This window comes from Streptomyces sioyaensis, assembly GCF_004122735.1.
In the GTDB taxonomy this organism is placed as follows: domain Bacteria; phylum Actinomycetota; class Actinomycetes; order Streptomycetales; family Streptomycetaceae; genus Streptomyces; species Streptomyces sioyaensis.
This window is the reverse complement of record NZ_SDIF01000102.1, coordinates 1-25,087: the sequence shown is the minus strand read 5'-3', so window position 1 is coordinate 25,087 and position 25,087 is coordinate 1. Positions and strand designations below refer to the sequence as shown.

Sequence of the window (25,087 nt, the reverse complement as noted above, 5' to 3'; positions counted from 1 at the left end):
GGGGAGGATGGAGGAGGGAGAAGGGGGTGGGTGGTGAGGCGACGTGCCGGTTGCTCAGGTGGTGGAGTGCGGGCCTCTGTCCCGGATCAGATTCTCGACGTGGTCGAAGCGCGTATGCAGGGTGTGCAGCTCCGAACGGAGTGCCTCCGCGTCCTCGCGTGCATGGCTTCCCACGGTCTTGCCCAGTCGGACCAGATCCTGCTCCGCGCGGCCGACGAACCAGGTCGCCAGGGCAGCCGTGATGACACCGAAGGCCGTAATGGCGCTGAGCATCAGCAGGGAAGCGATGATGCGGCCCCACAGCGTGACCGGATAGAAATCGCCATAGCCCACGGTCGTGGCCGTCTCGATCGACCACCACAATCCCGTGGGAAAGGAGGTGATATTGGCGTGCGGCGCACCGGATTCGGCAACCACGACCAGAGCGGCGCCCCCGAGCAGCACCGCGGTCATGACCAGCGTGACCCAGAGCGCCGCCTGCGCATGAAGCCGGCGCCACGCCTCATTACCGAAGAGGCGATTCAGTACGGACAAGAGAAACGACGGCACCAACGGGCGTCACCTTCCACTGCGGCCTGGTGGAAACCGGCTTTCGGCCATCGCTGACATTAACAGGAGCCCTCGCCATACCCGGATATGTTGCTTCCGGTTCCGTGTTGGTCAGTCGGGTCGGTCAGTTCACCCGGCCGCCGCACCGGATCATTTCGTTTCATGGCTTTGGCGGGGAGTGGCAGGCGGATCGCCGCGGACGGCGTGTATGTAAAGCGCCAGTGCGTCGACCGTGAAGTACGAGCTGTACGAGACATCCGGGAAGTCACCACCGGTGTGGTAGCCGCCGATGACGCCGATCAGGGCGTATCCGCTGAAGTCCCGTACCAGGAACGGGCCGCCGGACGTGCCGCCGATATAGCCCGCGCAGGCAATTTCCAGGAAGTCCCCGGGGGCGGCCGGGTCCGTGCTGGTGTACCGGTGGGTGGAGGAATTGCAGTCCAGTGGTTTGGGGTGGGTGGTGTCGCTGTTACCGGGATAGCCGATGAGGCGTACGTTCCGGTGGTCGTACCCCGGGTACGGGAGGAGGTCGAAGCCGCCGGTGACCTCCTCCACCTCGGCGCCGTCCTCGCGTGCTGCGAGCCGCACGACGGCGTAGTCCCAGCGGGCCCCGCCACCGGTGCCGAGGTCGTAGTACCGCTGGTCGAGGTAGATGCGGTCGACGGGGTAGATCCCGTGCGGCTTCAGCCCGTCGTGATACTGCGGCACAAACGACAGATGGCGCTTCGGGTCGGGCGAGCGCAGACAGTGTGCGGCGCTGACCACGAGGTCGTGGTGCGGACTGCGGACGACCGTTCCGCCGCAGAACCGGCCGGTGTTGCTCGCGTCCGTCCAGAAGAAGGTCCCTACCTGGGGGAGGCCGTCGAACGGGTGGCTCGGCGGGGGCGGGTCCGCCGCCGGGCGCGCGGCCCCTGACGTCCGGGTGACGACCGCCGGTTGTGCCGCCCTCATCCGCTGGGCCGTCCAGTAGCTGTCGGCGGCGGCAGCCGTGGGTCCGGGGCCGCTCGCCGTACCCGCCGCGTGCGCAGGCGTTCCGGGCGGGAGGGCGAGCGACAGCCCGAGAAGCAGGGTGGTGAGCAGTGGGGCGAAGCGGCCACGTAAAGCAAGCGGTCTGCTCATGGTCCGAATCCTCCAGAGGGCAGGCGTACGGCACGAGGGACGTGCGCGAGCGGGCGTGCCATGGTCCTACGGTGGGCGGGCGCCTGGCGAGAGGCGCGGCCGGACCGCGTTGCCGGTGCGGCGTGGTCAGTGCGACGGGAGATGCCGGGCGAAGAAGGAGTGCACCTCGCCGCGCAGCATGGGCACCGATACCGCCGGATCGATCGCGCCGATCAGGGAGTTCCGCTCGGCCGCCGTCATCAGCCCGGCGGCCTGCAACTGGGGGGCGAAGACGGCGTAGTCGGTGAACACCCCGTGCGTGGCCTTGCTGAGCTGCCGCCGTCGGGTGTGACCCCGTGGGTGGGCGAGCATGGCCGACCAGGAGGGCTCCAGCGCCTGCTTTTGGGGGAAGCCGTCGGTGCCCACGAGGAGCAGCGGCCGGTCCACTCCGTAGTGGGCGACAGGGAGAAGCTTGCCTTCCTGGCCCGGCTTCTCCGGCGCGTGGTCCAGGAAGCCCTCCAGATCGACCGCCGCGCCGATCCGCCGGTCCTCGTACATCGCCTGGGCCGCGGTGGTGCCGCCGGCCGAGTGACCGTAGATGCCGACCCGCCGCAGATCGAGCGCGTGACCGAGGGCTTCCGGCAACGGGCGCCCCAGTGCGTCGGGGTTCCGGCCGGCTGCCAGCACCGCCAGCTGGTCCAGCACGAACCGGGTGTCCGCGATCCGGGTGCCGACCATGGTGCGGAACGTCTTCGGGTCGGTCCGGGGGTCGCCCCGGAACACCGTGCGGCGGACCTGCGCTCTTCCCGCCCTCGCGTGGGGGAACTCGACCTCGCTGCCATCGCCGGGGTGGTCGATGGTCACCACCACGTAGCCGCGGCTCGCCAGCTCTTCGGCGAGCCCGGTGCCCAGGGTGCGCGGGTCACCCCCTCCCGGGCTGTACAGCAGCACCGGTCGTCGTACGGGCTGTGCGGGCGCGCCCGTGTGCGCATGGGTGCGGGTGGCCACCCAGTTCACCCCGGTCGTCGGCAACTCCCGGTGGAACAGTGGGTCGAGGTGGGGGAAAGTCGCGGCGGCACCCGCGGTCATCTGCGGCGCGATCGGACGGCCGCGGACGGTGCGAGCCGGATAGAACACCGAGGCCATGACCTCCCGCACGGGGAGCGGCTCCCATGGATCGCGCCGGGAACGGTCGACCAGATACAGCGTGGTGACCCCGATGCGGTGCGGGCCGCTCGGCGCCGGCAGCCGCAGGGTGACGTCGTCCGTGGTGGGTGCGGGCCGTGTCGCCTTCGCGGACTGCGCCCGGACGAAGCCACCGCCGACGAGCAGCAGGGCGGCCGCGGCGGCCGTCGAGGTGACGGTCCGTCGGCCGACCATACCCACGCCCGTACTCCCGGGAACGACAGCGGGGCCACGCTCAACTGCCGAGGAGCGGGCTGCTTGTTCACGGTGGCTTGCCTGTTCACGCTGGCTCGTCTGCTCACGGTGGCCTGCCTGTTCAGCGTTGCCTGCCTTCTTGCGGAACATGACTCTCCCCTTGTGTCAGTGACGTCGTACTTGTGGTGTCAGTGAGGTCGTTTTTGCGCCGTGCGGTGGCCCCCTGAGTTGAATGGCGGGGGCGTGACCTGGAGGCTGGCATGCGGCGGGGAGCGCAGACCATCGTTGAGGCCCTGCCCTGAACGATGGCGCAGCGCCAAGAGGGGGAGTAGTGATCCGGATCCATTTCACGTCGGCCGACTTCGCCCAGGTCCGGTTCGCGCCCCAGCCGGCTCCGTTGCTGGAGCTGAATGTGGCCCTGATGAAGATGGCCCTTCCGGACGACGAGGTGCTCTTCGGCCGCTGGAGACGGCGGCTGCTCCGTTCCTTGCCGCTCGCCGTCCTGCCCCTCAAGGACGTGGTCCCCGGGAAGGTGCCACCCCTCTTCCTCGACATCTTCAACGGCACACTGACGGAGGGGTGGGAGACCATGCGGGCCACCCCACCGGACGTGGTCCGCGCCGAGCTCCGGCGGGCCTACGCCGGGCAGCCGTCCCCGGCTCCGTCCTGGATCCGCGCGCTGTACCGGGGCGAGGCCGGGGCCTGGGAACCTCTCCGGCGCGCGCAGCACGCGGCCTTCGAGACGGCACTGCGCCCCGTGTGGCCGCTGGTGCAGGACCTGCACCGGACCGAGTTCACCCGCCATGCGCTGGTCGTGGCCGAGCACGGTATCGGCGCCGGGCTCACCGCACTCGTGCCCGGTACCCGACTGCAGGGGGACGTCTGGGAGTTGGCGGCGCCCGTCGAGCGGGACATCAGGCTGGAGGGGCGAGGCCTACTCCTGATGCCCACCTTCCACTGGACCGGCCACCCTCTCCTCTCCGACCTGCCCGACCGCCCCGTGACCGTGACCTATCCGGCCGGCCCGGGGCTGCCGCTCCCGCCGGACGGGGCGGGAGACGCGGACCAGGCGCTCGCCGCAGTGCTCGGGCGGACCCGCGTCGAGATGCTGCTTCTGCTCGCCGAGGAACACACCACCAGTGGTCTCGCCCGGCGGCTGGCCGTCAGCAATGCCACCGTGTCCGCCCACGCCACCGCGCTGCGCGGGGCCGGTCTGATCACCACGGTCCGCGCGGGCCGGTCGGTCCTGCACCGGCGCACCGCCTTGGGGAGCCTGCTGGTGCAGCGCCACAGCGGAGGGCGGAGCGCGTACGGCTGACCGTGCGCGACGGCTCGTCACGCACCGTGTCTTCCGCGTGGCGCGCGGCGCCCGGCCGGTGCCGATGCCGGTTCGGTGGCGACGCCCGTACGCGGCGAGTAGTGCCGACGCCCCACCCGAATCCGCCCGGCAGCCGCTCGCTCGCCGTCCGCAACCACCGGGAGGTAACCTGAATCCACTGGTTGATCCACTGTGATCCGCTGTTGCGATTCCCTGCGATCCACCGTGATCCGCTGTTTCTGCTCCTCAGTGCCGGGGGAGGTCAGATGACCGCCGGTGTGAGTCTCCGCCCCAGCAAGGCCGATGCACTGCGCTATACGCCCATCGCCGAACACGGTCTGATCGGCGATATGCGGACCGCTGCGCTCGTCGGCACCAACGGCACCATCGACTGGTATTGCTGTACTCGATTCGATGCGCCCAGTGTTTTCGCCGCGATCCTGGACGCCGACCGTGGCGGGGCCTTCGAGCTGGCCCCGGACGTGCCCGCGCGGACGAAGCAGTTCTACTTCCCCGACACCAATATCCTGATCACGCGATTCTTCGCGGACAACGGTGTGGGTGAGGTCCAGGATTTCATGCCGATCGTCGATGACTCCGGCGAGGCGGACCGTCACCGGCTGATCCGGCGGGTGCTGTGTGTCCGCGGATCGCTGCCATTCACCGCCCGGGTCGCTCCCCGTTTCGATTACGGGCGCAGTACCCACACCGTGCATGCCCGGCAGGGCCAGACGGTGTTCGACTCCCCGGACCTCTCCCTGGCGCTGACGTCCAGTGTTCCGGTCGAGATCGACGGGCCGGACGCCCGTTCCTCGTTCACGCTGAGCGAGGGGGACACCGCGGTGTTCGCGCTCGACCGGATCGGTGACGGCGTGGAGCTGCGAGCCTGCCCGGTCATGGAGGCGGAGGAATTGTTCGGCGCCACGGTGCACTATTGGCGCCGCTGGCTGTCGAAGTCCCGCTACCGGGGACGCTGGCGCGAGATGGTGCACCGCTCTGCGCTCACCCTCAAGCTCCTCACGTACGCGCCGACCGGCGCCATTGTGGCCGCTCCCACGACCAGCCTGCCCGAACAGGTCGGCGGCGAGCGCAATTGGGACTACCGCTACGCGTGGGTGCGCGACGCCGCGTTCTGCATCTATGCACTGCTCAGACTGGGCTTCACCGACGAGGCCAAATCCTTTGTGCACTTCCTGTCCGAGAACATCTCCCCCAGAGGCGGCCCCGACGCCCCCTTGCAGATCATGTACGGCATCGACGGCCGCAGCGATCTGCCGGAGAGCGAACTCCACCATCTGGAGGGCCATTTGGGCTCGTCCCCCGTACGGATCGGCAACAGCGCCGTCAACCAGCTCCAGCTGGATATCTATGGTGCCCTGATCGATTCCCTCTACCTCTACGACAAATGGGGAGAGCCGCTGTCCAGCAAGCACTGGGACACCGTTGGCACTCTGGTCAACTGGGTCTGTGACAACTGGGATCAGCCGGACGAAGGCATTTGGGAGACCCGCGGCAAAATCCAGAACTTCCTCTACTCGCAGCTGATGTGCTGGGTCGCCATCGAACGCGCGATGCGGATCGCCATCCACCGGGGTCTGCCTGCGGACATGCCCCGCTGGGGACACGCTCGCGACGCGATCTACCGGCGCATCATGGAACGTGGCTGGTCGCCCGAGCGGAAGGCATTCGTGCAGCACGAGGGTGACGATGTCCTCGACGCCTCGGTGCTGATGATGCCGCTGGCCAAGTTCATCTCTCCCACGGATCCGAAATGGCTCTCCACTTTGGACGCCTTGGGCGAGGAACTGGTCTCCGATTCCCTCGTCTACCGCTACGACCCACGCAACAGTCCGGACGGGCTGCGGGGCGAGGAAGGCACCTTCTCGATCTGCTCGTTCTGGTACGTCGAAGCGCTCTCCCGCGCCGGCCGGGTCGACGAGGCCCGCCTCGCCTTCGAGAAGATGCTCACTTACGGCAATCACCTCGGACTGTACGCCGAAGAAATCGGCCACACCGGCGAACAGATCGGCAACTTCCCGCAGGCCTTTACCCACTTGGCCCTCATCAGCGCCGCTTTCAACCTCGACAAGGCCCTGGGCTGAACGTCGGGCGAGGAAACCTCCCGCCCATGCTGCTGGCGCTCCTCGTCCTCGTGGGGGCCCGATGCCCCGGGCCGTGATCGCAGTGCTTGGGCCGGCGCTGATGTCCGGGCGGTCGATCCGGTCGGGTGCGCGTCGGGCCGTGGTGGGTGGGCGAGCGTCCTCGCCCGGTCCTGCCGACATCCGATGAACGCACCGCCTGCTGCGGCAGAAGCACCGTGATGTCGCGAGCAACTACACGTTTCCGATGGTCAATTGACGTGGAATCAGCTTCCGGCGCCCATCCTCCGTCAGAACTCTTGACGGCCCCGTCACACAGGATGAACATGCATCGGGCAAGAGAGCGCTCCCATGAACGTCGATCGTTCACTTCCTGAATCAGGAGAGCTGCCATGCCCATACCCCCCACATCCCCCGCAGACGCCACGGCTCCCCGTACGCCGAGGCCCGCACGCCGCAGTGTGCTGGCCGCGATGGCAGCCGCGTTCCCCGCCGCGGGCCTGCCCGTCCTGCCGGCCCGGGCCTCCGCAGCCCCGGTCGCCGGCGCGCTGCCGGGCGGCGGCGACCTCGGCCCGAATGTGCTGGTCTTCGATCCCGGTACGCCCGGTATCCAGGGCAGGCTCGACGAGATCTTCAAGCGGCAGGAGAGCGCCCAGTTCGGCGACGGGCGGTACGCGCTGCTCTTCAAGCCGGGCACCTACAGCGGCCTGAACGCCCAGCTCGGCTTCTACACCTCGATCGCGGGACTCGGACTCTCGCCGGACGACACGACCTTCCTCGGCGATGTGACCGTCGACGCCGGGTGGTTGCACGGCAATGCCACCCAGAACTTCTGGCGTTCCGCGGAGAACCTCGCGCTCCGTCCGGCCAACGGCACCAACCGGTGGGCCGTGGCGCAGGCGGCGCCCTTTCGGCGGATGCACGTCAAAGGCGGACTGAACCTGGCGCCCGACGGCTACGGCTGGGCCAGCGGCGGCTATATCGCCGACAGCCGGATCGACGGCACGGTGAGCCCCTACTCGCAGCAGCAGTGGTACACCCGCGACAGCTCGGTGGGCGGCTGGGCCGGCGCCGTCTGGAACATGGTGTTCTCAGGAGTCGAGGGAGCCCCCGCGCAGAGCTTCCCCGACCCGCCCTACACGACGCTCGACACCACCCCGGTCTCCCGCGAAAAGCCCTTCCTCTATCTTGACGGCTCCGATTACAAGGTCTTCGTCCCCGAGAAGCGCGCCGGCGCCCGCGGCACCACCTGGGGAAACGGCACACCGAGGGGCGAGTCGCTCCCCCTCGACCGGTTCTACGTGGCCAAGCCCGGCGTCGATGCCGCGACGCTCAATGCCGCGCTGGCCCAGGGCCTCCACCTGTTGCTCACGCCAGGGATCTACCACGTCGACCGGCCCCTCGCGGTGCGGCGCGCGAACACCGTGGTTCTCGGCCTGGGGTACGCGACCCTCGTCCCGGACAACGGGGTGACGGCCATGAAGGTCGCCGACGTCGACGGTGTGCGGCTCGCCGGGTTCCTCATCGATGCCGGCCCGGTCAATTCGGCCACGCTGCTGGAGATCGGCCCCGAGGGGGCATCCGCAGATCACGCCGCCAATCCGACGACGGTTCAGGACGTGTTCTTCCGGATCGGCGGGGCGGGCCCCGGCAAGGCCACGACCAGCATGGTGATCAACAGCAACCACACCATCGTCGATCACACCTGGATCTGGCGGGCCGACCACGGGGACGGTGTGGGCTGGGAAACCAACCGGGCCGACTACGGGGTCCGGGTCAACGGCAACGACGTACTGGCGACCGGTCTCTTCGTCGAGCACTTCAACAAGTACGACGTGGAGTGGCGCGGCGAACGGGGGCGGACGGTCTTCTTCCAGAACGAGAAGGCGTATGACGCGCCCAATCAGGCCGCGGTGCAGAACGGCAGCACCAAGGGGTACGCCGCGTACAAGATCGCCGACGGGGTGGCCACGCACGAAGCGTGGGGTCTGGGGAGCTACTGCTACTACAACGTGGATCCCACCATCCGCCAGGACCACGGCTTCGAGGCACCGAGCACGCCGGGTGTGCGACTCCACGACCTGCTGGTGGTCTCCCTCGGAGGCAAGGGACAGTACGAGCACGTCATCAATGGCATCGGCGCTCCCACTTCCGGCTCCTCGACGGTGCCGTCCACGGTGGTCTCCTATCCCTGACCCCTGGATCCCTGCCCCCTGACTCCGTGGACCTCGACTCCTGGCTTCTGGAGCCCGGCTCCGCTCCGACCAGGGGGGTACGGCCGGTGGATCGAAGGATGTAGTCCGTGATCGCGGTAGATCATGCTGCAGGGCGGTTTGCCCAGCGGTCCGGCCCGTGCGTGCCGGGGCGCGGCTTCCCTGGCCGATGCTGGATGCACACGAAGGTCTTGACGGCCTTGCGGGGGGCGGTGGTGCCGGGTTGTCCCGGTGCCGCCGGCGGCGGGGTGACAGGGCCCCCGTCGGGCCGGGTTCGGTGGAGACGGACGATGTCGGCGGCAGGGGCCGCGGCGCGCCGCACCCGTACGCCCTTCCGCTGAGGGGAAGGGGGAGCTGATGTCCACGACCTCCGGCGGGGGAGCGCCGGCCCGGGGATCCGCGGTGCGGGCCTGGGGGCGGGCGCTGCTCGGCGGCGCGGTCATGGCGGGTGCGCTGGGAGCGGGGAACGCCCTGGGCGAGGCGCTCGCCCGGACGGTCGGTGCCGAGGGGTATCTGCGGCAGTTGGTGCCCGCCGTACTGGTGAGCACGCTGGCCGTCCCCCTCGTGCTGCTGTGGTGGGCCGGACGGCCGGCACGGCTGCGTCCACTCGGGCTCGGCCCCTTGTCCTCGGCGCCGCGTGCGTTCCTCCGCGGCGTGGCCGTCACCGGTTCCTGCGCCGTCGTCGTCCTCGGTGCCGGCACCGCGCTCGGCTGGGTGCGCTGGTCCGAGCCGGACCCGGCAGCGCTCGTGACGTTCCTGGCCCGCAATGCCGTGGTGGCCGTGCTGCTGGAGGCGCTGCCGGAGGAGACGACGCTGCGCGGCCATGCCTGGGCCTCGTTGCGCGACCGGTTCGGCGGGGTGCTCTCGGCCCTGGGGACGACGGCGGTCTTCCTGCTGGTGCCGGCGGCCTCCACGGTGGTGCAGGCCGGGGTGTCCCGTGCCGTGGGCGGGGCCGCTCCGCCGATGGGCCTGGCTCCCGGGGGCCAGGACCCGGTCGCGTATCTGGTGCTGCTCGGCGTCTTCGGTCTGACGCTGGTGGCCGCACGGACGGCACCGGGCCCCGCCCCACTGTGGACGGCGATCGGCACCCACGTGGCCTTCCTGAGCGTCAATCGCGTCCTGTTCGAGGGGGCAGCGCGTGGCGCGGGCTGGTCGGCAGAGGCCGGACCGGCCCACGCCGCGGTGCTGGACCTCGGATATCTGGCGGTCACGGCGACCGTCTTCGTCGGGGCGCGGGTGATGTCGTCCCGGGGGAGAGGGCGGATACAGCGGCGACCTACCGGGGTACCGGAAATCCCGGATATTGAGAGATGACAGCTATATGCAGTTATGCAGGTTTGTTCCGTATTCCGCGCCAGTCTGTGGGGGCGGGCCCGTCTGTGGGGCGGTGCGCTTCCCGGGCAGGTGGGGCGCTGCGCAGTCGGCCTGGCGGCGGCTGCGGTCACGGAACGGCAGGAGGGGATTCCTTATACCCATCGGTCCGTGAAGCAAACCAGGGGTTTTCCCGATTGCTTACGGCGGATTCGGGCAAGCGGCTATCCGGAGGATGATGGTGGTGGTTTCCCTTCTTCCGGTGCTGTCTGAGGCGCTCATCTCTTTCGGCGCCTGTTGCACAAGGAAGAATGGGGTCGTGTCGGTGAGCTGATTTGCCGTACGGCTGCCGGGCGGCCCTCGGGGTGTTCCGCAGCGCCATGGCTGTTCTGGCCCGCAGGGGCAGGACCGGGTTCGAGCTGATCTTTCCGAACCTTCGCGGTGAGCAGGCCATTTCGTCCGACATGGAAAATATGTGGTTGACACCCCGGAAAGAGGGCACGCTTTCCGGCCTGAAGGCAAGACGACGCGATACGAGGTGAGCTTTATCATGAGCACCGCCGAGGCTCCGCGCACGGTCACCGCGTCGCCGGTGCTGGAGCTTCAACTGGACTGCCGTTCCGAAGCCGTCGGACCCGCACGGCACCTTGTGGGTACGTACATGGCGCGCCTGGATCCCCCGTTGAAAAGGGACACGCGGGAGGCCGTGATCCTGGTCGTCTCCGAGCTGGTCACCAATGCCGTACGGCACGCGGGCGGTAAGAGCTGCACGCTGCGGCTGCTGGCGGATGCGGCATCGATCGTGGTGTCCGTGGGGGATGCCAGCCCCGTGCCGCCCCGCCCGCGTACTCCTGACGTCACCGGAGAAGGCGGCGGATTCGGCTGGTCGATGGTCTGTCGCATCGCGACAACCGTGGAGGTCAGCACGGGGCCGCACGGGAAGACCGTGACGGCGACCGTCCCCCGCCAGGAACGGCGGACGGGGCCCGGTCAGGACGCTGCCGCTGCGCCGCGTCCGCGTCCTGCGAGCACCGCCGTCCGGCGTGGCGGTCACTCGGGCTGACCGGTTGACCGCCTGACTCGCTGACCGGCTTACCGACCGGCCGAGCGGCCGGACGATGGCGTGGTGGATTTCGACGGGGCGCGGAGCCTCCGAATTCCCTCCCGGTGAAATCGACGCGGGGCGAACGGTGTTCGTAGTCGCCCGAATGCCGGGGAACGGATGGCCAACAGCCCGGCCGGATCGCCCAGTTCCCCAGAGCAGCAGCCACAATGCGTCACGATGCCGCATCGATGTCGCGACCGGGTGAATTCTGTTTCTGAGCGGGCGTCAGTTCATTCCGCCGGAACCGGCCTTACGAACCCCTTTCCCGCTCTTCTCCCTGACCGTCCGCACCGGGAACACCGCGCCCTCGCAGGGACGGTGACGGGGACGGGGACTGCGGATCTCCGGGTCTCCGGGCCCGGGACTGCGGGATTCCGAGATCCCGAGGTTCCCGGATTCGAGGATTCGGGGATTCGGGATTCCTTCATGGAAGAGGCCTCCATGTCGTCCCGGTGGGGATGCCGACGAGGAGAACGTGGGCGTGGACCGGCACCGGGTCAGGCAGTGGCGTCCGGCCAGGGGACCTGGGTGGCGGTCGGGGCGGTGTAGTCGATGCCGGGCACCGCGAAGCCGTAGAGCCGCTGGACCTCGGCATGGAACCAGTCGAGGTCGGCGAGACGGGTGATGGTCTCGGTGGTGGCCGTCTCCCACCGCTCCGTGACGGCGGCCTGGACCGCGCTGTTGAGCTCCCACGCATCGAGCCGTACCCGGCCGTCCTCGTCGACCTCGAACGGCCGGGCGCCCGTGAGCTGGTCCCACAGATCGGCCAGCTGGGCGATCGGCGGAACCATGGCCTCGCCGAGGGCGCCGCGCAGCAGGCCCACATAGAGCGCGATACCCGGGATGGCGGTGGAGGACTGGGTGACCGCGGCCCCGTTGACGGAGGTCACCGCGCGGCCGCCGACCAGCTTGTCCAGGCGCTCATTGAGCGTACGGGCGGTCGCCTCCAGGTGGGACTTGGCGGCCCCGATGGTGCCCTGCCGGTAGATGCCGTCCGTCAGAGGGGACCCGATGTAGGACAGGGCGGCCGTGGTGAAGCCGTCGGCGAGCAGACCGCGGTCGGCGAGATGGTCGACCCACCGCTCCCAGTCCGCACCGCCCATCACCGCGATGGTCTGCGCGATGTCGTCCCCCTCGGCCGGCGGGGTCTCCACCTCCTTGACCTCCGGCGTGCCCGCCCCGTCGAAGACGAGCGTCTTGGTGCGGTAGGCCTCCCCGATGGGCTTGAGGACGGAGGCGTAGACGGCACCGGTGTCGGGGTCGGTGCGCCGCGGTGCGGCCACCGAGTAGACCAGATGGTCCAGGCGGCCGAAGCGCTCCCGGAGGAGGTCGGCGACCTGGTCCTTCATCCCGTCGGAGAAGGCGTCGCCGTTGAGGAACACCATCTCGTGACCGTGCCGGCGGGCGAGTTCCGCGGTGGCGGCGGTGCGGTACCAGCCGGCAGTGGCGGTGCGTCGCTCCGTCGGGGCCTTCTCGAAGCAGACGCCGATGCCGCGGATCCCCGCCCGGGCGAGGCCGGCGATCGTCGCGGCCAGCCCGTAGCCGGCCGAGGAGCCCACGACGAGCGCCACCGGAGCGCCGTCCGGGGCGCGCTCGGGTGCGGGGGCGGCCTGCCACATCTCCTCCACCAGGCGTGCGCAGCCGGCCGGGTGGGAGTCGAGGAACAGGAAACCGCGGCTGCGCGGGGTGATGACTCGTTCGCTCATGACACACGTCCTTCGGGTCGTCGCGGGGGAAGCGGCGGCCGCCGCCGGAGCACGTACCGCGCCCTGTAAGTGTGCGACCCGGCAGCCACGCGTGATCGTTTTGGCGGGCACAGTAATGCGGGGGCGGTTTTGGAGGTTTTCCCCGCGCGGCGACGGGTGGGGACCGGCAGTGCCACGCGTATCTGGCGTTCGACACGACCGGTGTGTGGTGGTGGCGCAACAAGACGGAGCATGCGGTCCTCCCCTGGGACGCGCTCGACGCCGTGAGCCTGTTCTGGTGCAGGCAAGGACCCGACAACTCGGGTCACCGGCTGATGAGTCTGGAGTTGTGTCCCGTCGGCGGGGTGCCGCAGTCGGATCCGGCGCTGGCCCCGCTCACCGTCGAGGAGCGGTCCGGCGTGGTGGGCGTATCCGATCGGCGCTACCGCATCGGCATCCCGGTGTTCGCCACCCGCCACTACGGCAGCGCGCTGATCGAGGCCGCCCGCTCGCGCGCCGCGGAGCGCTGGTTCGGCGAACACGAGCGGTCCGCGGGCTACCTCCGCCCGCAGGACCTCATCAGCTGACGGCGGTGAGGGTGATGAGGGCGAGGACGGCGAGGACGGCGATACGGCGCAGGCGCTGCGCGTGTCACGTCAACTTGCCCGCCCCACTCACGGCATCCGCTCACGGCATCCGCTCACGGCGTCTGCCCACGGGATCCGCTCAGTGCATCCGCTCGCGTCATCCCCTCGGTCACGGTTGCGGAACCGACCGCATCAGCCAACTGGCCCATCGTGCAAGGGTCCTTCCTGCGGGGAAGGAGATTTCCCCGGCACGAAGCGGAGCGTGATGAAACCGATAGCAAGCAATTCGTGAAGGGTATGTGAGAGTCGGTGTGATGCGTGGCACACTCCCTTCACCGGTCGCGAGCGACGAGGGGGGCGAGCGGGGTGCAGCGTATTCCTGTGGGGTTCGGGGCGGAGTTACGCCGGCGAAGGATCGAAGCGGGGCTGTCTCTGGGGAAACTGGCAACCCTGATTTGCTTTTCCAAAGGGCACTTGAGCAAGATCGAGCGCGGCGTCAAGGCGCCCAGTCACGATCTTGCCCAGTTATGCGACAGCGCCCTCAACGCCGGAGGGCAACTCAGCATCCTGATTTCCGCACCCGCGCGCAGTGCGGACGAGGTGCCCCTCACCGACGCGGATGTCGGTACGCCCTGGACATTGCGTATGCAGGCCGGCGGCGAGAGCGACTTCGTGGCATTCGACCATACGTCACCCGGCGGCGGGGCCCTGCCCGCCACCATTGTGAGCTGGTCGCTGGCACCCCCGCTCCTCGAAAGCGGGGAGACGAATTCGGCATTGCCGCACTTCCGCAATGTCTTTGACGAGTTCCGCCGGCTGGGCCAGCTCTTCGGGCCGGCGGTGGTCGCACAGCTCTGCATCGCGGCCACCAGCGCGCTGCGGGGCATGGCGCACCAGGCCCAGCCCGCCCACCGTGGTGTGGTGCTCCGGCTCGCCTCCCGGTTCGCCGAGTACACCGGGTGGATGGCGCAGGAGGCGGGCAGCGATGCGGCCTCGCTGTGGTGGACCGAGCAGGCGGTCCAGCTGGCCGCGGACGGCGGTGATGACGAACTCGCCGCCTACGCCCTGGTACGCCGGGCCGAACTCGCCCTGTACACAGGCGATTCGATGGCCACCGTCCAGCTGGCACGGCTGGCCGGGCAGCAGGCCCGCAGCGCACGCATCCGGGGGCTGGCCGCACAGCGCGAAGCGCAGGGACACGCTCTGGTGGGGGACCGCGATGCCTGCCGCCGGGCTCTCGACCGCGGTGCGGAGCTGACCTCCGGCGCGGCTCCCCCGGACGATGCGGACCCGGTCCTCGGCAGCATCCATCTGCCGGATCTGACGGGGTTCGTGGCCGGTTGGTGCATGCACGACCTCGGCTCTCCGGCGGAGGCCGTCACCTTGCTCGGGGACGGGCTGGACGCCATTCCCGCGGAATCCCGTCGAGCCAGGGCGCGATATGGCGCCCGGCTGGCACTTGCACTGGCGAACGTCGGGGAAATCGAACCGGCCTGCGCGATCGCCGAATTGGTCGCCTCCCATGTTGCCCTCGTCGACTCGGCGACCATCCGCGCCGATCTTCTTCGGCTGAGCCGCGTCCTCAATCGTTGGCCAAAGAATCCCACCGTTCGCCGGACCCTTCCGCACCTCGCCATCGGTCTGCACACCCACCGAATCGGCCCCGGAACTCCGGGCTGACTTCTCCGCCACCGGCCCACCCTCACAGAAGGCCGCCCGAAGAACCGCACTTCCGTGTACCTGTGGTGTTCCGTTGCCCGGCCAAAAGGCCGAGGGCAACGCGTTGACCACGCCTGAAACCCCTGTGAATCTCGGCTTCATCCCCCTATGGCGCGACAGCCCTACTGGCCCCTGCCCTACCGGCTGCCGCAAGCCACTCCGTCCCGGTGAGGAAAGGCAGAACATCATGGCCGGCGTTTTCATCAACTACCGGACCGGCGACGGCGCAGAAGCGGCCGTCCTGCTCGATGAGCAATTGAAGGGGGTATTCGGGCCGGAGAATGTGTTCCGGGACCGCCGCGGAACCGCACCGGGTGAGCACTTTCCGCCCCTCCTGTGGCGCACCCTCGAAAGCTGCACGGTCCTCCTCGTGCTCATCGGCCGGAGCTGGCTCTCGCTGTGCGACGACACCGGGCGGCGTCGGATCGACGTCCCGGGCGACTACGTCCACGACGAGATCAGCGCGGCGCTCACGTGGCGCCGGACCGTCATCCCGGTGCTGATCGACGGTGCCGCGCTCCCGACCAAGGAGGAACTGCCCCCCGACATCGCCGAACTGACCGAGCGCCAGTTCATGCACCTGAGGGTGCCGTACGCCCACCTCGACCTGCCCGTCATCACGGACGTACTGCGCAGACACGTACCGGTGAGCCCGCCGCCGGCGACGCCCGCCGCCGGCGGAGCTCCCCAGATGAGCGGGTTCACCTTCGGCGACGGGAACGCCGTCAACCTCGGGAGCGGGGGAGCCACCAGCTACATCCGAAGCGCCGTCAGCCACGGCGGCAACGCCACCTACAACGAAAACGCGGACGGAAAGAACGACGACAACAACGACGGCAAGAACGACGGAAACAGCGAAGGAAACAGCGAAGGAAACAGCGACGGCAAGAACGGAGGGACGTCGTGAGCGACACCGAACAGGCCGCCGCGGAGGGGGCCGCGCCGGAGGACGTACCGGGCGGCGAACCCTCGTCCGGAGCCGCGGACGAGCCGGCACCGAGCGCGGCCGAACCGGCGGAAGCGGCGGCGCCGGCCCTCGCCGCGGCGTCCGATCGTGCGGACGCGCCCGCCACCGCCCCGGCCGACGACGCACTGCCCCAGCGCGGGGACAGCAAGGTCTCGCCCCAGGAGACGGAACGGGCGGCTCCACGCCGGGAAACCGACGAGGGCGGCTCCTTCTCCCGCTACCAGGAGGCCCGGCAGCAGATCTCCCTGAACCGGCTCAACCGCAGTGCGGTCGCCCAGGGCGGCGGTAACGCCATCTACGCCGAGCAGTTGTCCATCGGCGGGGACAACCGGGTCGAGGTCCAGGCGCTGAGTGTCCCCTCGCTGCTGGTCGCGCAGCAGCTCGACTGCCATCTGGACGTCGACCAGCAGGCACAGATGGCCGCCCGGCTCGCGGCACAGCACGTGCTGCTGCTCGCCGGGAAGCCGGGCAGCGGCCGGCAGTCCACGGCACTGACGCTGCTCGCCGGTTGCTGCCCCGACGACCGCATCAAGATTCTGCACAGCGAAGCCCCGGGCATCCTCCAGGAGATCTCCCGGCGGGCGGACGAACTGCTCACCCCTGACGGCTTCGTGATCGACCTCGACGACCGGGAGGTGAAGCTGTCGACCCTGGAGACGCTGGCCCACCTCGCCCGCAAACAGGGCGCCTTCGTCGTCGTCCTCGGCGTCCTGGGGCGGGTGGACCCGGACCAGCTGCGGCCGCATGCCTTCGAGCACCGGCGCCCGGCCCTCGGCGAGGTGCTCGCGGTGCATCTGCGCCGGCTGCTCGCCGGGCATCCCGGAGCATGCACCGATCCGGACTGCAGCGCCGAGCACACCACGGCGTTCACCGCCCGGATGCTGGAGTCACCGCAGGTGCAGCGCACTCTCGACGGGGCGGTGTCGGTCCGCAGCGTCGTGGAGTTCGCGGAGGTGCTGGCACAGAGCGTGCACACCGAGGACACCAGCCTCACCGAGGTCATCGGGCAGTGGCGCGACCGGCTGCGCCGGCTGGCGAAGCAGCTGCTGCGCGTCCCCACCGAGACCCCACAGGGCTCGGTCCTGGACCCGCACCGCCAGGCATTCCGCATCGCCTATGCCTTCTTCCACGGCCTGCCGCTCGCCGATGTCTTCGAGGCGGGCCAGCTGCTCAGCGCGAGCGTGCTGCCGCGCTACGAGACCCGTGAACTGGCGCCCGCCAACCACGTCTTCGAGCGGGAACTCGACCAGCTGATCCCGCCGGAGATGCTCGCCTCCGCGGACGCCGCGTCCGACGGCCGCGCCGACGACAATCCCCGGTGCGCCCGGCTGGTGGACGAAGAGCTGATGCACGTCGTCATCGAGGTCGTCTGGCACGACTACGACAGTCTGCGCCACCCCTTGCTGGAGTGGCTGACGGCGCTGGTCGCCGGGCCCCTGGAACGGATCCGGGTGCGGGCCGCCCAGATCGCCGGGATCCTGCTCAGCCACGACTTCGACAGCGTCTACCGGGACCTGATCCGGAACTGGGCCGGAGGGAAGAACACCGCCTACCGGCAGTCCGCCGCGCTGGCCCTGGAGATGGCGGCCCACGACCCCCGGCTGGTGCAGCGGGTACGGGGCCAGATCAGAAGCTGGCTGGGCAGCCCCCGATGGCAGTTCCAGGACAGCGCGGCCCGGGCGTACGGAACCCTGGTCGGCGCACAGGACGTCCCGGACACCCTCTGGGCGCTGCGCGAACTGGGCACCCGGCCGGAGTTGGCGTTCAGCAGCTCGGTGGCCTTCTCGATGGCCTGGCTCTATCTCTCCGCCGCCCCGGGCCCGGCGTCCGACGCCCTGGACCACTGGATCACCTCGGACAACGACCATCTGACCCAGCACGCGATCCGCACCCTGCTGATCCTCAGCCGCTACAGCGCCGGCCCGGACCGCCGCGACCGGCCCGTGCTGGCCGACACCGCCATGACCGACCCGGACCGGGCCGACGCCCTGGTCCGCCTCTGGCGCCATGCCCTGATGGGGCAGCACAGCTCGACCCGCGCCTGGGACCAGCTGCGGCGCTGGCTGCTGGCAGGGGACGCGGACAAGGAGCTGGCCGCCTTCCTGGACGCGCTCGTGCCCCGTATCTGCGCCCGGCCGCTGTCCCTCCGTGCCGGGTTCTACCTCGGTATGTGGGCCGGCCGGCACCCCGATTCCCGCACCGTCCGCCAGCTCCGGCACCAGCTGGCCAAGGACACCTTCGCCACCCCATCCGCGTCCTGACGACGCCCGTACGAAGAGGAGACGCACCATGACGGAACGCAAGCGACTGCGCACCAGGCTGCGCGACTGGTGGCGCCGGGTCACCGGGAGGGACGGCGCGCGCACCGACAGCGGCCCGGAGCACGTCGACGAGCCGGACGGCGCCGGCACCACGACGGGTGGCCAGGCGGCACAGGCCGAGGTGGGGGTGGAGCTGTCGCCGGCCGAGGAGGCGCTGTGGGTGGCGGCCCGCGGCGATGTGTTCACCTTCGAACTCGTCCCGCACTTCCGCTGGAGCAGCCGGGAGATGACGCTGGAGGTGCTGCGCGAGCGCGCGGCGGTCCACGAGGAGGCGGCTCGCGGCAAACTGCTGCGACGTGCCTGGTCCATCGCCCGGACCTGCGATCCCGGTGACCCGGTGGCCGCGGAGAAGGCCGTCAACAAGGAGCTGCGCAGCGGCTGGTGCTACAACGACGAGAAGGGCCTGATCCGCTGCCGGCCGTCGGTGCGGATCCGGATCGACCCGGCCCTGCGCGAACACGTCCTGCCGTTCCACCTCGCCGAGATCCGGCTGAAGGAGGAACACCGCCTCGGTGAGCTCAAGGCGGACCAGGTGCAGGCGCGCACCGAGCGCTGGCTGCAGGTGATGCGCGAACTGGAACTCCTGGACACCCTGGGCCCGGCCGAGCGCCGGCTGCTGGTGCCCTTCGCGGCCGCACTCGCCGACGAGGACTTCTGCAAGGTCATGCACGCGCTCAAGAACACCCGCCGCAACGGGGCCGAGGCGCTCGCCGAGGTCCTCACGGCCGCGGCCAAGCACCACGAGCAGGTGGGCCTCTTCGAGTACGCCAACGCCTACGACAAGGCACTGAGCGAGTTCTGCCGACAGATGGGGCTCAGCCCCTTCTCCTGGGTGGACACCGTGACCGACGTCGAGGAGCTGGCGCCGTGAGCCCCACCGACACCGCAGCGGTCCGGGCACCCGGGCACCACCGGGCATCCGGGCACCGCCGGGCACCGGGGCGACGCGGGGGAGCGCCCCTGCTCGCCGGGGCCCTGACGGTGGTACTGATGGCCGGCCTGACCAGCGCATGCGGCGGCGGTTCGGCACCGTTGGACGCCTGCGGCTGGATGAAGGACCCCGTGGACGGCGGCGCCGGCCCCGGCCCCGGCCCCGGTCATACGGTGGTCCTCGTCGACGCCTCCGCCTCCGTACGCGGCACCACCGCCGGGCGCGATTACGCCGGCGGCATCGGCGCTCTGCTCTCCGCGGTGGTCGAGCGCAAGGACACCGTCTCGGTGGGCAGCTTCAGCGGCGACTCGGCGCAGATCACCTGGACCGCCAAGGACCGCTCCGCCGACTGGGTCACCCACAACGACAACGCCATCAACCAGAAGAAGCGGAAGCAGCAGGCGGCCGAGTGCCTCGGCGGCTTCGTCACCAAGGCCCAGGGGGCCGCGCCGCACAGCAGCGGCAGCAATGTCCTCGCGGCCGTCACGGCGGGGGCCGCCGCCCTGAAGTCCGTACGCGGCCCACGCCGCCTCCTGGTACTGACCGACGGGCTCTCCACCGCGGGCTGTGCCGATCTGCGCGCGGCCGCCTTCCGGGACAAGAGGGAGATCAACGCCATCGCCCGGGTCTGCACCGCCCGGGACGAGACACCGGACCTGAAAGGCGTGGCCCTCACCCTCGCCGGCCTGGGCCAGCCGGCCACCGACCAGCCCGCTCCGACGGCGGCCCAGCGCAGCTGGCTGAACAGGCTGTGGCGCACGCTGTGCGGCGCCGGCAAGACGGACTCCGGTGCCTCCTGCACCGTCGCCCCGACGGCCATCGGCACCGTGGACCATCCGCGGCCGCACCAGCAACTCCCGCAGGACCCGGTGGTCCGCTACGCCAACGACCGGCCCGAGACCTACCAGCTCCCCGGCGCGGCGCTCTTCGACACCAGCTCCTCGACGGTACGACGACAGGCCCTGCCGCTGCTCAACGACGTCGCGGTCAGCGCCCGTACCACCCCCGGCAGCCGGGTCGCCGTCTACGGCTACGTCGACCCGCGCGGCCGCCCGGACAACAACCAGCAGCTGTCACAGGCCCGGGCGGACGCGGTGCGGAAGGTCCTGACCGGACTCGGGCTGACGCGGGTGACGGCCTACGGCCGGGGCCTGCCGACGGGGTGCGCCACGCCCCAGCGCGCCGCGGGGAGCCGGATGACCGCCGCGGAACGGCTCCAGTGCGACCGGCGCGTCGACATCGAAATCATCAGAAAGTGAGGGCGGCGCCCCGCGATGAACACCACCAACGGAAAGCACCGCACCGGGCCGGCCGCCCGCTATCAGTCGGCGATGGACTGCCCCGGCAGCGACCCCACCTTCGTCGGACTGGACGTCACGGCGCGACCGGCCTCCAGACCGGCGGACCAGACCGACAACCGGGAACAGGCCGCCCTGATGCGCGCCTTCACGGATGCCAACACCGCACTGACCGCCGCACAGCCGGGGCTCGGCCAGGCGGCAACTGCCCTCGCCCGCACCTACCAGGAGGCTCGGACCACCATCGAAGCGGCCGAGCGGTTCGCCACCGCCCGGTCGTCCCAGCGGGCCCAGGAGCGCATCGCGGAACTGCGCGCCCGCCACGCCGACGACGGGCCCGAAAGCCTCCGCCGTCCTCCGGTGCTCTGGCGGCGCCTGCTGTGGCCCACCCTGATCGCCGGGGTGGCGTTCGACACGATGTTCATCGGCACCCTGATGCAGCGGTTCTTCGGGCTGGCCTCGGGAGAAGTCCCCTACTACCTGGCCTACTTGCCGGGGTTCGGGATCGCCGTCTGTCTGCTGGCCGCCGGCAGCCTGCTCGCCGAGTCCCTCTTCCGGCGGCGTACCCGCACCGCCCGCGCGCTGGAGCGGACGCGTCGGGGGCCGATCGCGGCGCTCCGTGCGGCGATACGGCCCGGCAGCCCGCGTACGGAGCGGCGCACGGCCGGCGAACTGCCCTGGCCGAACGCGGCCGGGCCGGTGCTCTTCACCCTGGCGATCCTGGCGATGGTCGGCATCTGGGCGAGGATGCGCGCGGCCGACGCGGTACGCGAGCACGTGGATCTGGCGCCGGACCAGAACGCCGTCATCATCCTCACCCTGGTGCTCAGCACCGCCGCGATCGTGGTCAAGGTGCTCGCCCACAACCCCTGTGCCGACAGCGACCGGGAGGCCCAGCGATCCGTCGCCGCCGCGGAGCAGCGCGGCAGGGCGCTGGTGGCGGAGGCGCGGCGCCGTCTGGTGGGGCACACCGAGACCTGGTGGCGGCTGCGGTCCGCCCTGGAGACCGCGGCCACCGACGCCCGCCGTACGCTCGACGAGGCCTGCATCCGCATCGTCGAGGAGCGTGCCTGCACCGGCCTGGCCGGCAGTTTCGACCTTCCGCTGACCGCACTCGCCTGGCCGCACCCCAAATCCGCACGCAACGGCTCCGGCGACCGTCCGGCCGGCGCGGAGCGGGAGGCCGTGCGCCCCGCCCCGCCCCGGGCCCGTCTCGAACTCCTCGACTGCGCCGACGCGTTGCTCACCCGCTACGCCCCCGAGCCGCTCGAAGACCGCCTCGCCACCATCGCCGACGACCTGAACACACAGTTCCGCGACGCGCCCCGGCGGCCCGCGGAGCACGATGAGCCGCAGGGGGTCGGGGAGCCCGCTGCACCCGGAGAGCCCGGCGAGCCCGGCGAGCCCGCTGAGCCCGGGCCGGCTCCCGCGGGGGAGCCGCGCACCGCCGACGCGGAGAGCCCGCCGCCCGAGGAAGGAGGAGCCACACCATGACCGTGCAGCCGGCCGCGCCGGCCGCACCGGCGCCCTTCTGCCCGGAGGAGGTGAAACACCTGGAATTCCTTCAGGCGGTGATCGCCCGCCATGCCAACACCTCCTTCCTCGTCAAGAGCTGGGCGATGACCGTCAGCGGGGCCTTCATCGCCGTCGCGACCCGCGGACCGAGCTGGAGGACGGCCGCGGTCGCCGTGGCACTGGCAGCGGGCTTCTGGCTGCTGGACAGCTACTACCTCCGCCAGGAGCGGAGGTTCCGCACCCTCTACGAGAGAGTCGCCGACCGCGGGAGTACGCAGGTGCCGCCCTTCACCATGGACGCCGAGCAGCACGGCGGCCCGGTGCCCTGGCGCGCGGTCGCACTGTCCAGAACGATGCTGCTCTCCTACGGAGTCCTGGTCGCCCTCGACACCATGACGGTTCTCTTCCTCGCCTGACCGCCGTCTGCGGGCCCGTACCGGGGGGCTCATACCGTGCGCGCCCGTACCGGCGGGGCCCGTACCGGGCGGCCTCGTACCGTACGTGCCCGCGCAGCGGTCATCTCCCAGCAGGGGCGGCGGTCCACGGCAGCAGCAAGCCGTCGCCGTCGGTGCGCGGGACGAGGTGGAGGTGGAGATGGCGGACGGTCTGGGTGGCCGACGTGCCGCGGGAGGTGATCACGTTGCAGTCCCCGGCCTCCGCCGCGAGTTCGGCGGCGCGCAGCATGGTGGTCGCGGACACCACCGGGTCCTCTGCCACGTCGGCGACATGGACCCGGGGGATGACCAGCGCATGTCCGGCGGTGACCCCTCCGTGGTGCGGCCGGATGGCGATGGTCTCCGGCCACTCGCGCAGCACCGTGGCCGGCGCCCGGCCGCCCACGATCAGACAGAAGGGGCAGCCGGACCGCCGAGCGGGGGGCCGGGGAGTCCGCGGACGCTGCGGGCAGGCACCCGGCAGCTCGCCGCCCGCCTCGCGGAACTCCCCGTAGCAGACCATGAATCCTCCGCATCGGAGTCGTCGGGGCGGCCGGCCCGCGTCGGGCCGAAGTCATCGCGCGGGTGTCACCGGGCGGTGGTTCTCCGGATTCCATCATCCGCGCAATGGAGCCCACTCATGCGCTACTTAGCCATATTTCTGGCTGTTTGAACGCTATGTTCCCTACTCGGTCGGACCACCGGCCGGTCGGCCCCCACTCGGTCGGGCCCCAGCCGCTCGGACCCCACTCGGCCGGACCCTCCTCACCAGAGTCTGTCGATCTCACCCGGGTACAACTCGATGCGGGAGTGCGGGAAGGAGGCACGATGACGCAGCCCGACGGGCGAGAAGAAGTCGGCCATGGTGACCTTGTCGAAGCCGGGCCGGTCGCTGGGGAAGGGATCCGACGGCGTACCGCCGATCAGCACCGCGCCGGGCAGCCGCTGCCAGCCCGCGCTCTCGTAGAAGGGCTGCAGCGGCCGGTCGCAGGTGAACAGGCCGAGGTCCAGGTCCATGGCGGCCATCTCCGTCCGGGCGGCCGTCACCAGACGGCGGCCGTGGCCCTGGCCGCGCGTGGCGAGGCGGGTCACCACCGTGCTCAGCCCCGCGGCCCGGAACCGCCGCCCCTCGTGGACGATCTCCTTGCGGAGGATGTCGAGTGCGGCGAGCACCGAGGAGCCGTCGACGAGCAGCATCGACACCGGCCGCAACGCCGGGTCGTGGGCGAAGGTGCCGGGCGCCGACGCGGAATCCGGCGGCCATGCCTCGTCCCTGAGCTCCGACATCTGGGTACGCAGCGCGGGCGGGACATCGGCTTCAGGACATGTCATGATCGGCACACCCCCATTGTGACTGCCTGTACAGCGGAGACCAAGGCCTTTCCGGTTCCCGCCCGGCCGGTCACGCCCGCGCGCCCGAGTGATCGCGAACGGGAATTACTGCATGTCCATGGCACCCATCGGGCAGGCGGCTGTCATGGGAATGCTGAGGCGTTTGGAACGTGCGGTGGAGGACTGCGAGAGCGCGCTGCTGGCCAAGATCTTCCATACCGACCCGGTCCAGTTGTTCGATGACCTGCGGCGGGAGTGCGATGAGCACGCCGTCGTGTGCAGCCGGCACCGAGTCCTGGTACCCAATGACTACACCGTCGAACTCGCGCGGGAAGTGCATGACGAACTCGCCGCCCGCGGTGGGGAGGTGGGGCGGCAGCTGACCGATGTGCTGGCCCGGCACGCCGTCGAGCGCGGCTACGAATGGGCGGGCCCGCTCACCGTCCACGTCACCGCCGCCGAGGTGCCGAACGGCCGGTACCGCGTGTCGAGCGCTGCCCTCGCGCACGTCCCCGCCGATGCGACCGGCCCGCAACACCCGTCACCAGCAGTGGGGTTCACCTGATCCGTCCGGCGCTGCTGAGGCAGACTGGGCGTCCCGCATACCCTTTGGAGGCCTGAATGGACCGGACCGCACGCCCTCAGTTCGATGAGATCACCCTGCGGCCCATCGGCCAGGTGGTGAGCCTGCGGGGTGAGCTGACCGACGACCACTGGGGCGAGGTGCCCGCCGTGATCCGGCTGGACGGTGCGGTCTACGGAGAGGAGTCGCTGTCCGGGCTGACGGACTTCTCCCACCTGGAGGTGGTCTTCCACTTCCACCGTGTGCCCGAGGACGAGATCGAGTCCGGCGCCCGGCATCCGCGCGGCAACCCTGACTGGCCGGTGGTCGGCATCTTCGCGCAGCGGGGCAAGAACCGTCCCAACAGGCTGGGCGTCTCGCGGTGCACACTGGTGAAGGTCGACGGCCTGGACGTCCACGTCCTCGGCCTGGACGCGGTGGACGGAACCCCGGTGCTCGACATCAAGCCCTATCTCCACGAGTTCGGCCCCCGCGGAGAGCTCCGCCAGCCGCAGTGGGCGACGGAACTGGTGGCCCAGTACTACTGACAGGCACTAGTGGCAGGCACTACTGACAGGTGCTACTGACGGCCCCGTCGACCGTCCGCCGGGCTCACTCCATCGAGTCGGCGATCTCGGCGATCACCTGGGCATGGCAGGGCTC

At 70.4% G+C, this 25,087-nt stretch carries 21 protein-coding genes; 15 read left to right on the top strand and 6 right to left on the bottom strand.

What is annotated here, in order from left to right; genetic code table 11:
* Positions 1-54: 54 nt before the first annotated feature.
* From EST54_RS26510 to EST54_RS26500, 3 genes are all read right to left on the bottom strand, one after another.
* A complete protein-coding gene (locus tag EST54_RS26510; protein ID WP_239013829.1) occupies positions 55-552 on the bottom strand; it encodes a potassium channel family protein in 498 nt (165 codons plus the stop codon).
* A 147-nt stretch (positions 553-699) separates the two neighbouring features.
* Positions 700-1,500 carry a trypsin-like serine peptidase gene (locus EST54_RS26505; protein ID WP_244942620.1) on the bottom strand — a complete coding sequence of 267 codons (801 nt, stop codon included), beginning with the start codon at positions 1,498-1,500 and terminating at the stop codon, positions 700-702.
* Positions 1,501-1,794: 294 nt separating this feature from the next.
* Positions 1,795-3,027, bottom strand: coding sequence for an alpha/beta hydrolase family protein (locus EST54_RS26500; protein ID WP_167511615.1), 1,233 nt, complete (start codon positions 3,025-3,027; stop codon positions 1,795-1,797).
* A 331-nt stretch (positions 3,028-3,358) separates the two neighbouring features.
* Here EST54_RS26500 and EST54_RS26495 point away from each other — a divergent pair, with 331 nt between their 5' ends.
* The 5 genes from EST54_RS26495 to EST54_RS26475 all read left to right on the top strand — a co-directional run bounded on the left by EST54_RS26495 (position 3,359) and on the right by EST54_RS26475 (position 11,031).
* Positions 3,359-4,345: an ArsR/SmtB family transcription factor gene (locus EST54_RS26495; protein WP_129250236.1), complete on the top strand. Its 987-nt coding sequence runs from the start codon at positions 3,359-3,361 to the stop codon at positions 4,343-4,345.
* A 266-nt stretch (positions 4,346-4,611) separates the two neighbouring features.
* Positions 4,612-6,447, top strand: a complete 1,836-nt coding sequence (locus tag EST54_RS26490) for a glycoside hydrolase family 15 protein (RefSeq protein WP_129250235.1) — start codon at positions 4,612-4,614, stop codon at positions 6,445-6,447.
* A 389-nt stretch (positions 6,448-6,836) separates the two neighbouring features.
* A complete protein-coding gene (locus EST54_RS26485) occupies positions 6,837-8,639 on the top strand; it encodes a coagulation factor 5/8 type domain-containing protein (RefSeq protein ID WP_129250234.1) in 1,803 nt (600 codons plus the stop codon).
* 375 nt (positions 8,640-9,014) lie between these two features.
* A complete protein-coding gene (locus tag EST54_RS26480; protein ID WP_129250233.1) occupies positions 9,015-9,971 on the top strand; it encodes a CPBP family glutamic-type intramembrane protease in 957 nt (318 codons plus the stop codon).
* A 472-nt stretch (positions 9,972-10,443) separates the two neighbouring features.
* A complete protein-coding gene (locus EST54_RS26475; protein ID WP_244942619.1) occupies positions 10,444-11,031 on the top strand; it encodes an ATP-binding protein in 588 nt (195 codons plus the stop codon).
* A 539-nt stretch (positions 11,032-11,570) separates the two neighbouring features.
* On the opposite strand, the gene fabV is transcribed toward EST54_RS26475, so the two are convergent.
* Complete coding sequence (fabV, locus tag EST54_RS26470; protein WP_129250232.1) at positions 11,571-12,779, bottom strand: enoyl-[acyl-carrier-protein] reductase FabV; 1,209 nt, start codon at positions 12,777-12,779, stop codon at positions 11,571-11,573.
* 203 nt (positions 12,780-12,982) lie between these two features.
* On the opposite strand from fabV, the gene EST54_RS26465 reads away from it, so the two are divergent.
* The 8 genes from EST54_RS26465 (at position 12,983) to EST54_RS26430 (ending at position 22,512) form a co-directional block, all read left to right on the top strand.
* Positions 12,983-13,345 (top strand): hypothetical protein, encoded by a 363-nt coding sequence (locus EST54_RS26465; protein ID WP_129250231.1) that lies wholly within the window; start codon positions 12,983-12,985, stop codon positions 13,343-13,345.
* Positions 13,346-13,663: 318 nt separating this feature from the next.
* Positions 13,664-15,025: a helix-turn-helix domain-containing protein gene (locus EST54_RS26460; RefSeq protein ID WP_129250230.1), complete on the top strand. Its 1,362-nt coding sequence runs from the start codon at positions 13,664-13,666 to the stop codon at positions 15,023-15,025.
* 226 nt (positions 15,026-15,251) lie between these two features.
* The gene (locus EST54_RS26455) at positions 15,252-15,971 is read left to right on the top strand and encodes a toll/interleukin-1 receptor domain-containing protein (RefSeq protein WP_129250229.1); all 720 of its coding nucleotides are present in this window, start codon (positions 15,252-15,254) and stop codon (positions 15,969-15,971) included.
* Positions 15,968-18,292, top strand: coding sequence for a hypothetical protein (locus EST54_RS26450; protein WP_129250228.1), 2,325 nt, complete (start codon positions 15,968-15,970; stop codon positions 18,290-18,292). The genes EST54_RS26455 and EST54_RS26450 overlap by 4 nt, the downstream gene beginning before the upstream one ends.
* Positions 18,293-18,320: 28 nt before the next feature.
* Positions 18,321-19,223 (top strand): hypothetical protein, encoded by a 903-nt coding sequence (locus EST54_RS26445; protein WP_129250227.1) that lies wholly within the window; start codon positions 18,321-18,323, stop codon positions 19,221-19,223.
* Positions 19,220-20,542 carry an OmpA family protein gene (locus tag EST54_RS26440; RefSeq protein ID WP_129250226.1) on the top strand — a complete coding sequence of 441 codons (1,323 nt, stop codon included), beginning with the start codon at positions 19,220-19,222 and terminating at the stop codon, positions 20,540-20,542. Before EST54_RS26445 ends, EST54_RS26440 begins: the two co-directional genes overlap by 4 nt.
* A gap of 15 nt (positions 20,543-20,557) precedes the next feature.
* A complete protein-coding gene (locus EST54_RS34480; RefSeq protein ID WP_129250225.1) occupies positions 20,558-22,075 on the top strand; it encodes a hypothetical protein in 1,518 nt (505 codons plus the stop codon).
* Positions 22,072-22,512, top strand: coding sequence for a hypothetical protein (locus EST54_RS26430; RefSeq protein ID WP_129250224.1), 441 nt, complete (start codon positions 22,072-22,074; stop codon positions 22,510-22,512). Before EST54_RS34480 ends, EST54_RS26430 begins: the two co-directional genes overlap by 4 nt.
* Before the next feature lie 100 nt (positions 22,513-22,612).
* Here the strand turns inward: EST54_RS26430 and EST54_RS26425 are convergent, their stop codons facing one another.
* Complete coding sequence (locus EST54_RS26425) at positions 22,613-23,053, bottom strand: HIT family protein (protein WP_174857522.1); 441 nt, start codon at positions 23,051-23,053, stop codon at positions 22,613-22,615.
* A 242-nt stretch (positions 23,054-23,295) separates the two neighbouring features.
* Positions 23,296-23,862 (bottom strand): GNAT family N-acetyltransferase, encoded by a 567-nt coding sequence (locus EST54_RS26420; RefSeq protein ID WP_239013585.1) that lies wholly within the window; start codon positions 23,860-23,862, stop codon positions 23,296-23,298.
* 145 nt (positions 23,863-24,007) lie between these two features.
* Here EST54_RS26420 and EST54_RS26415 point away from each other — a divergent pair, with 145 nt between their 5' ends.
* A complete protein-coding gene (locus tag EST54_RS26415) occupies positions 24,008-24,427 on the top strand; it encodes a DUF3662 domain-containing protein (protein ID WP_129250240.1) in 420 nt (139 codons plus the stop codon).
* 56 nt (positions 24,428-24,483) lie between these two features.
* The gene (locus EST54_RS26410) at positions 24,484-24,972 is read left to right on the top strand and encodes an SAM-dependent methyltransferase (protein ID WP_129250222.1); all 489 of its coding nucleotides are present in this window, start codon (positions 24,484-24,486) and stop codon (positions 24,970-24,972) included.
* The last annotated feature ends 115 nt before the right edge of the window (positions 24,973-25,087 follow it).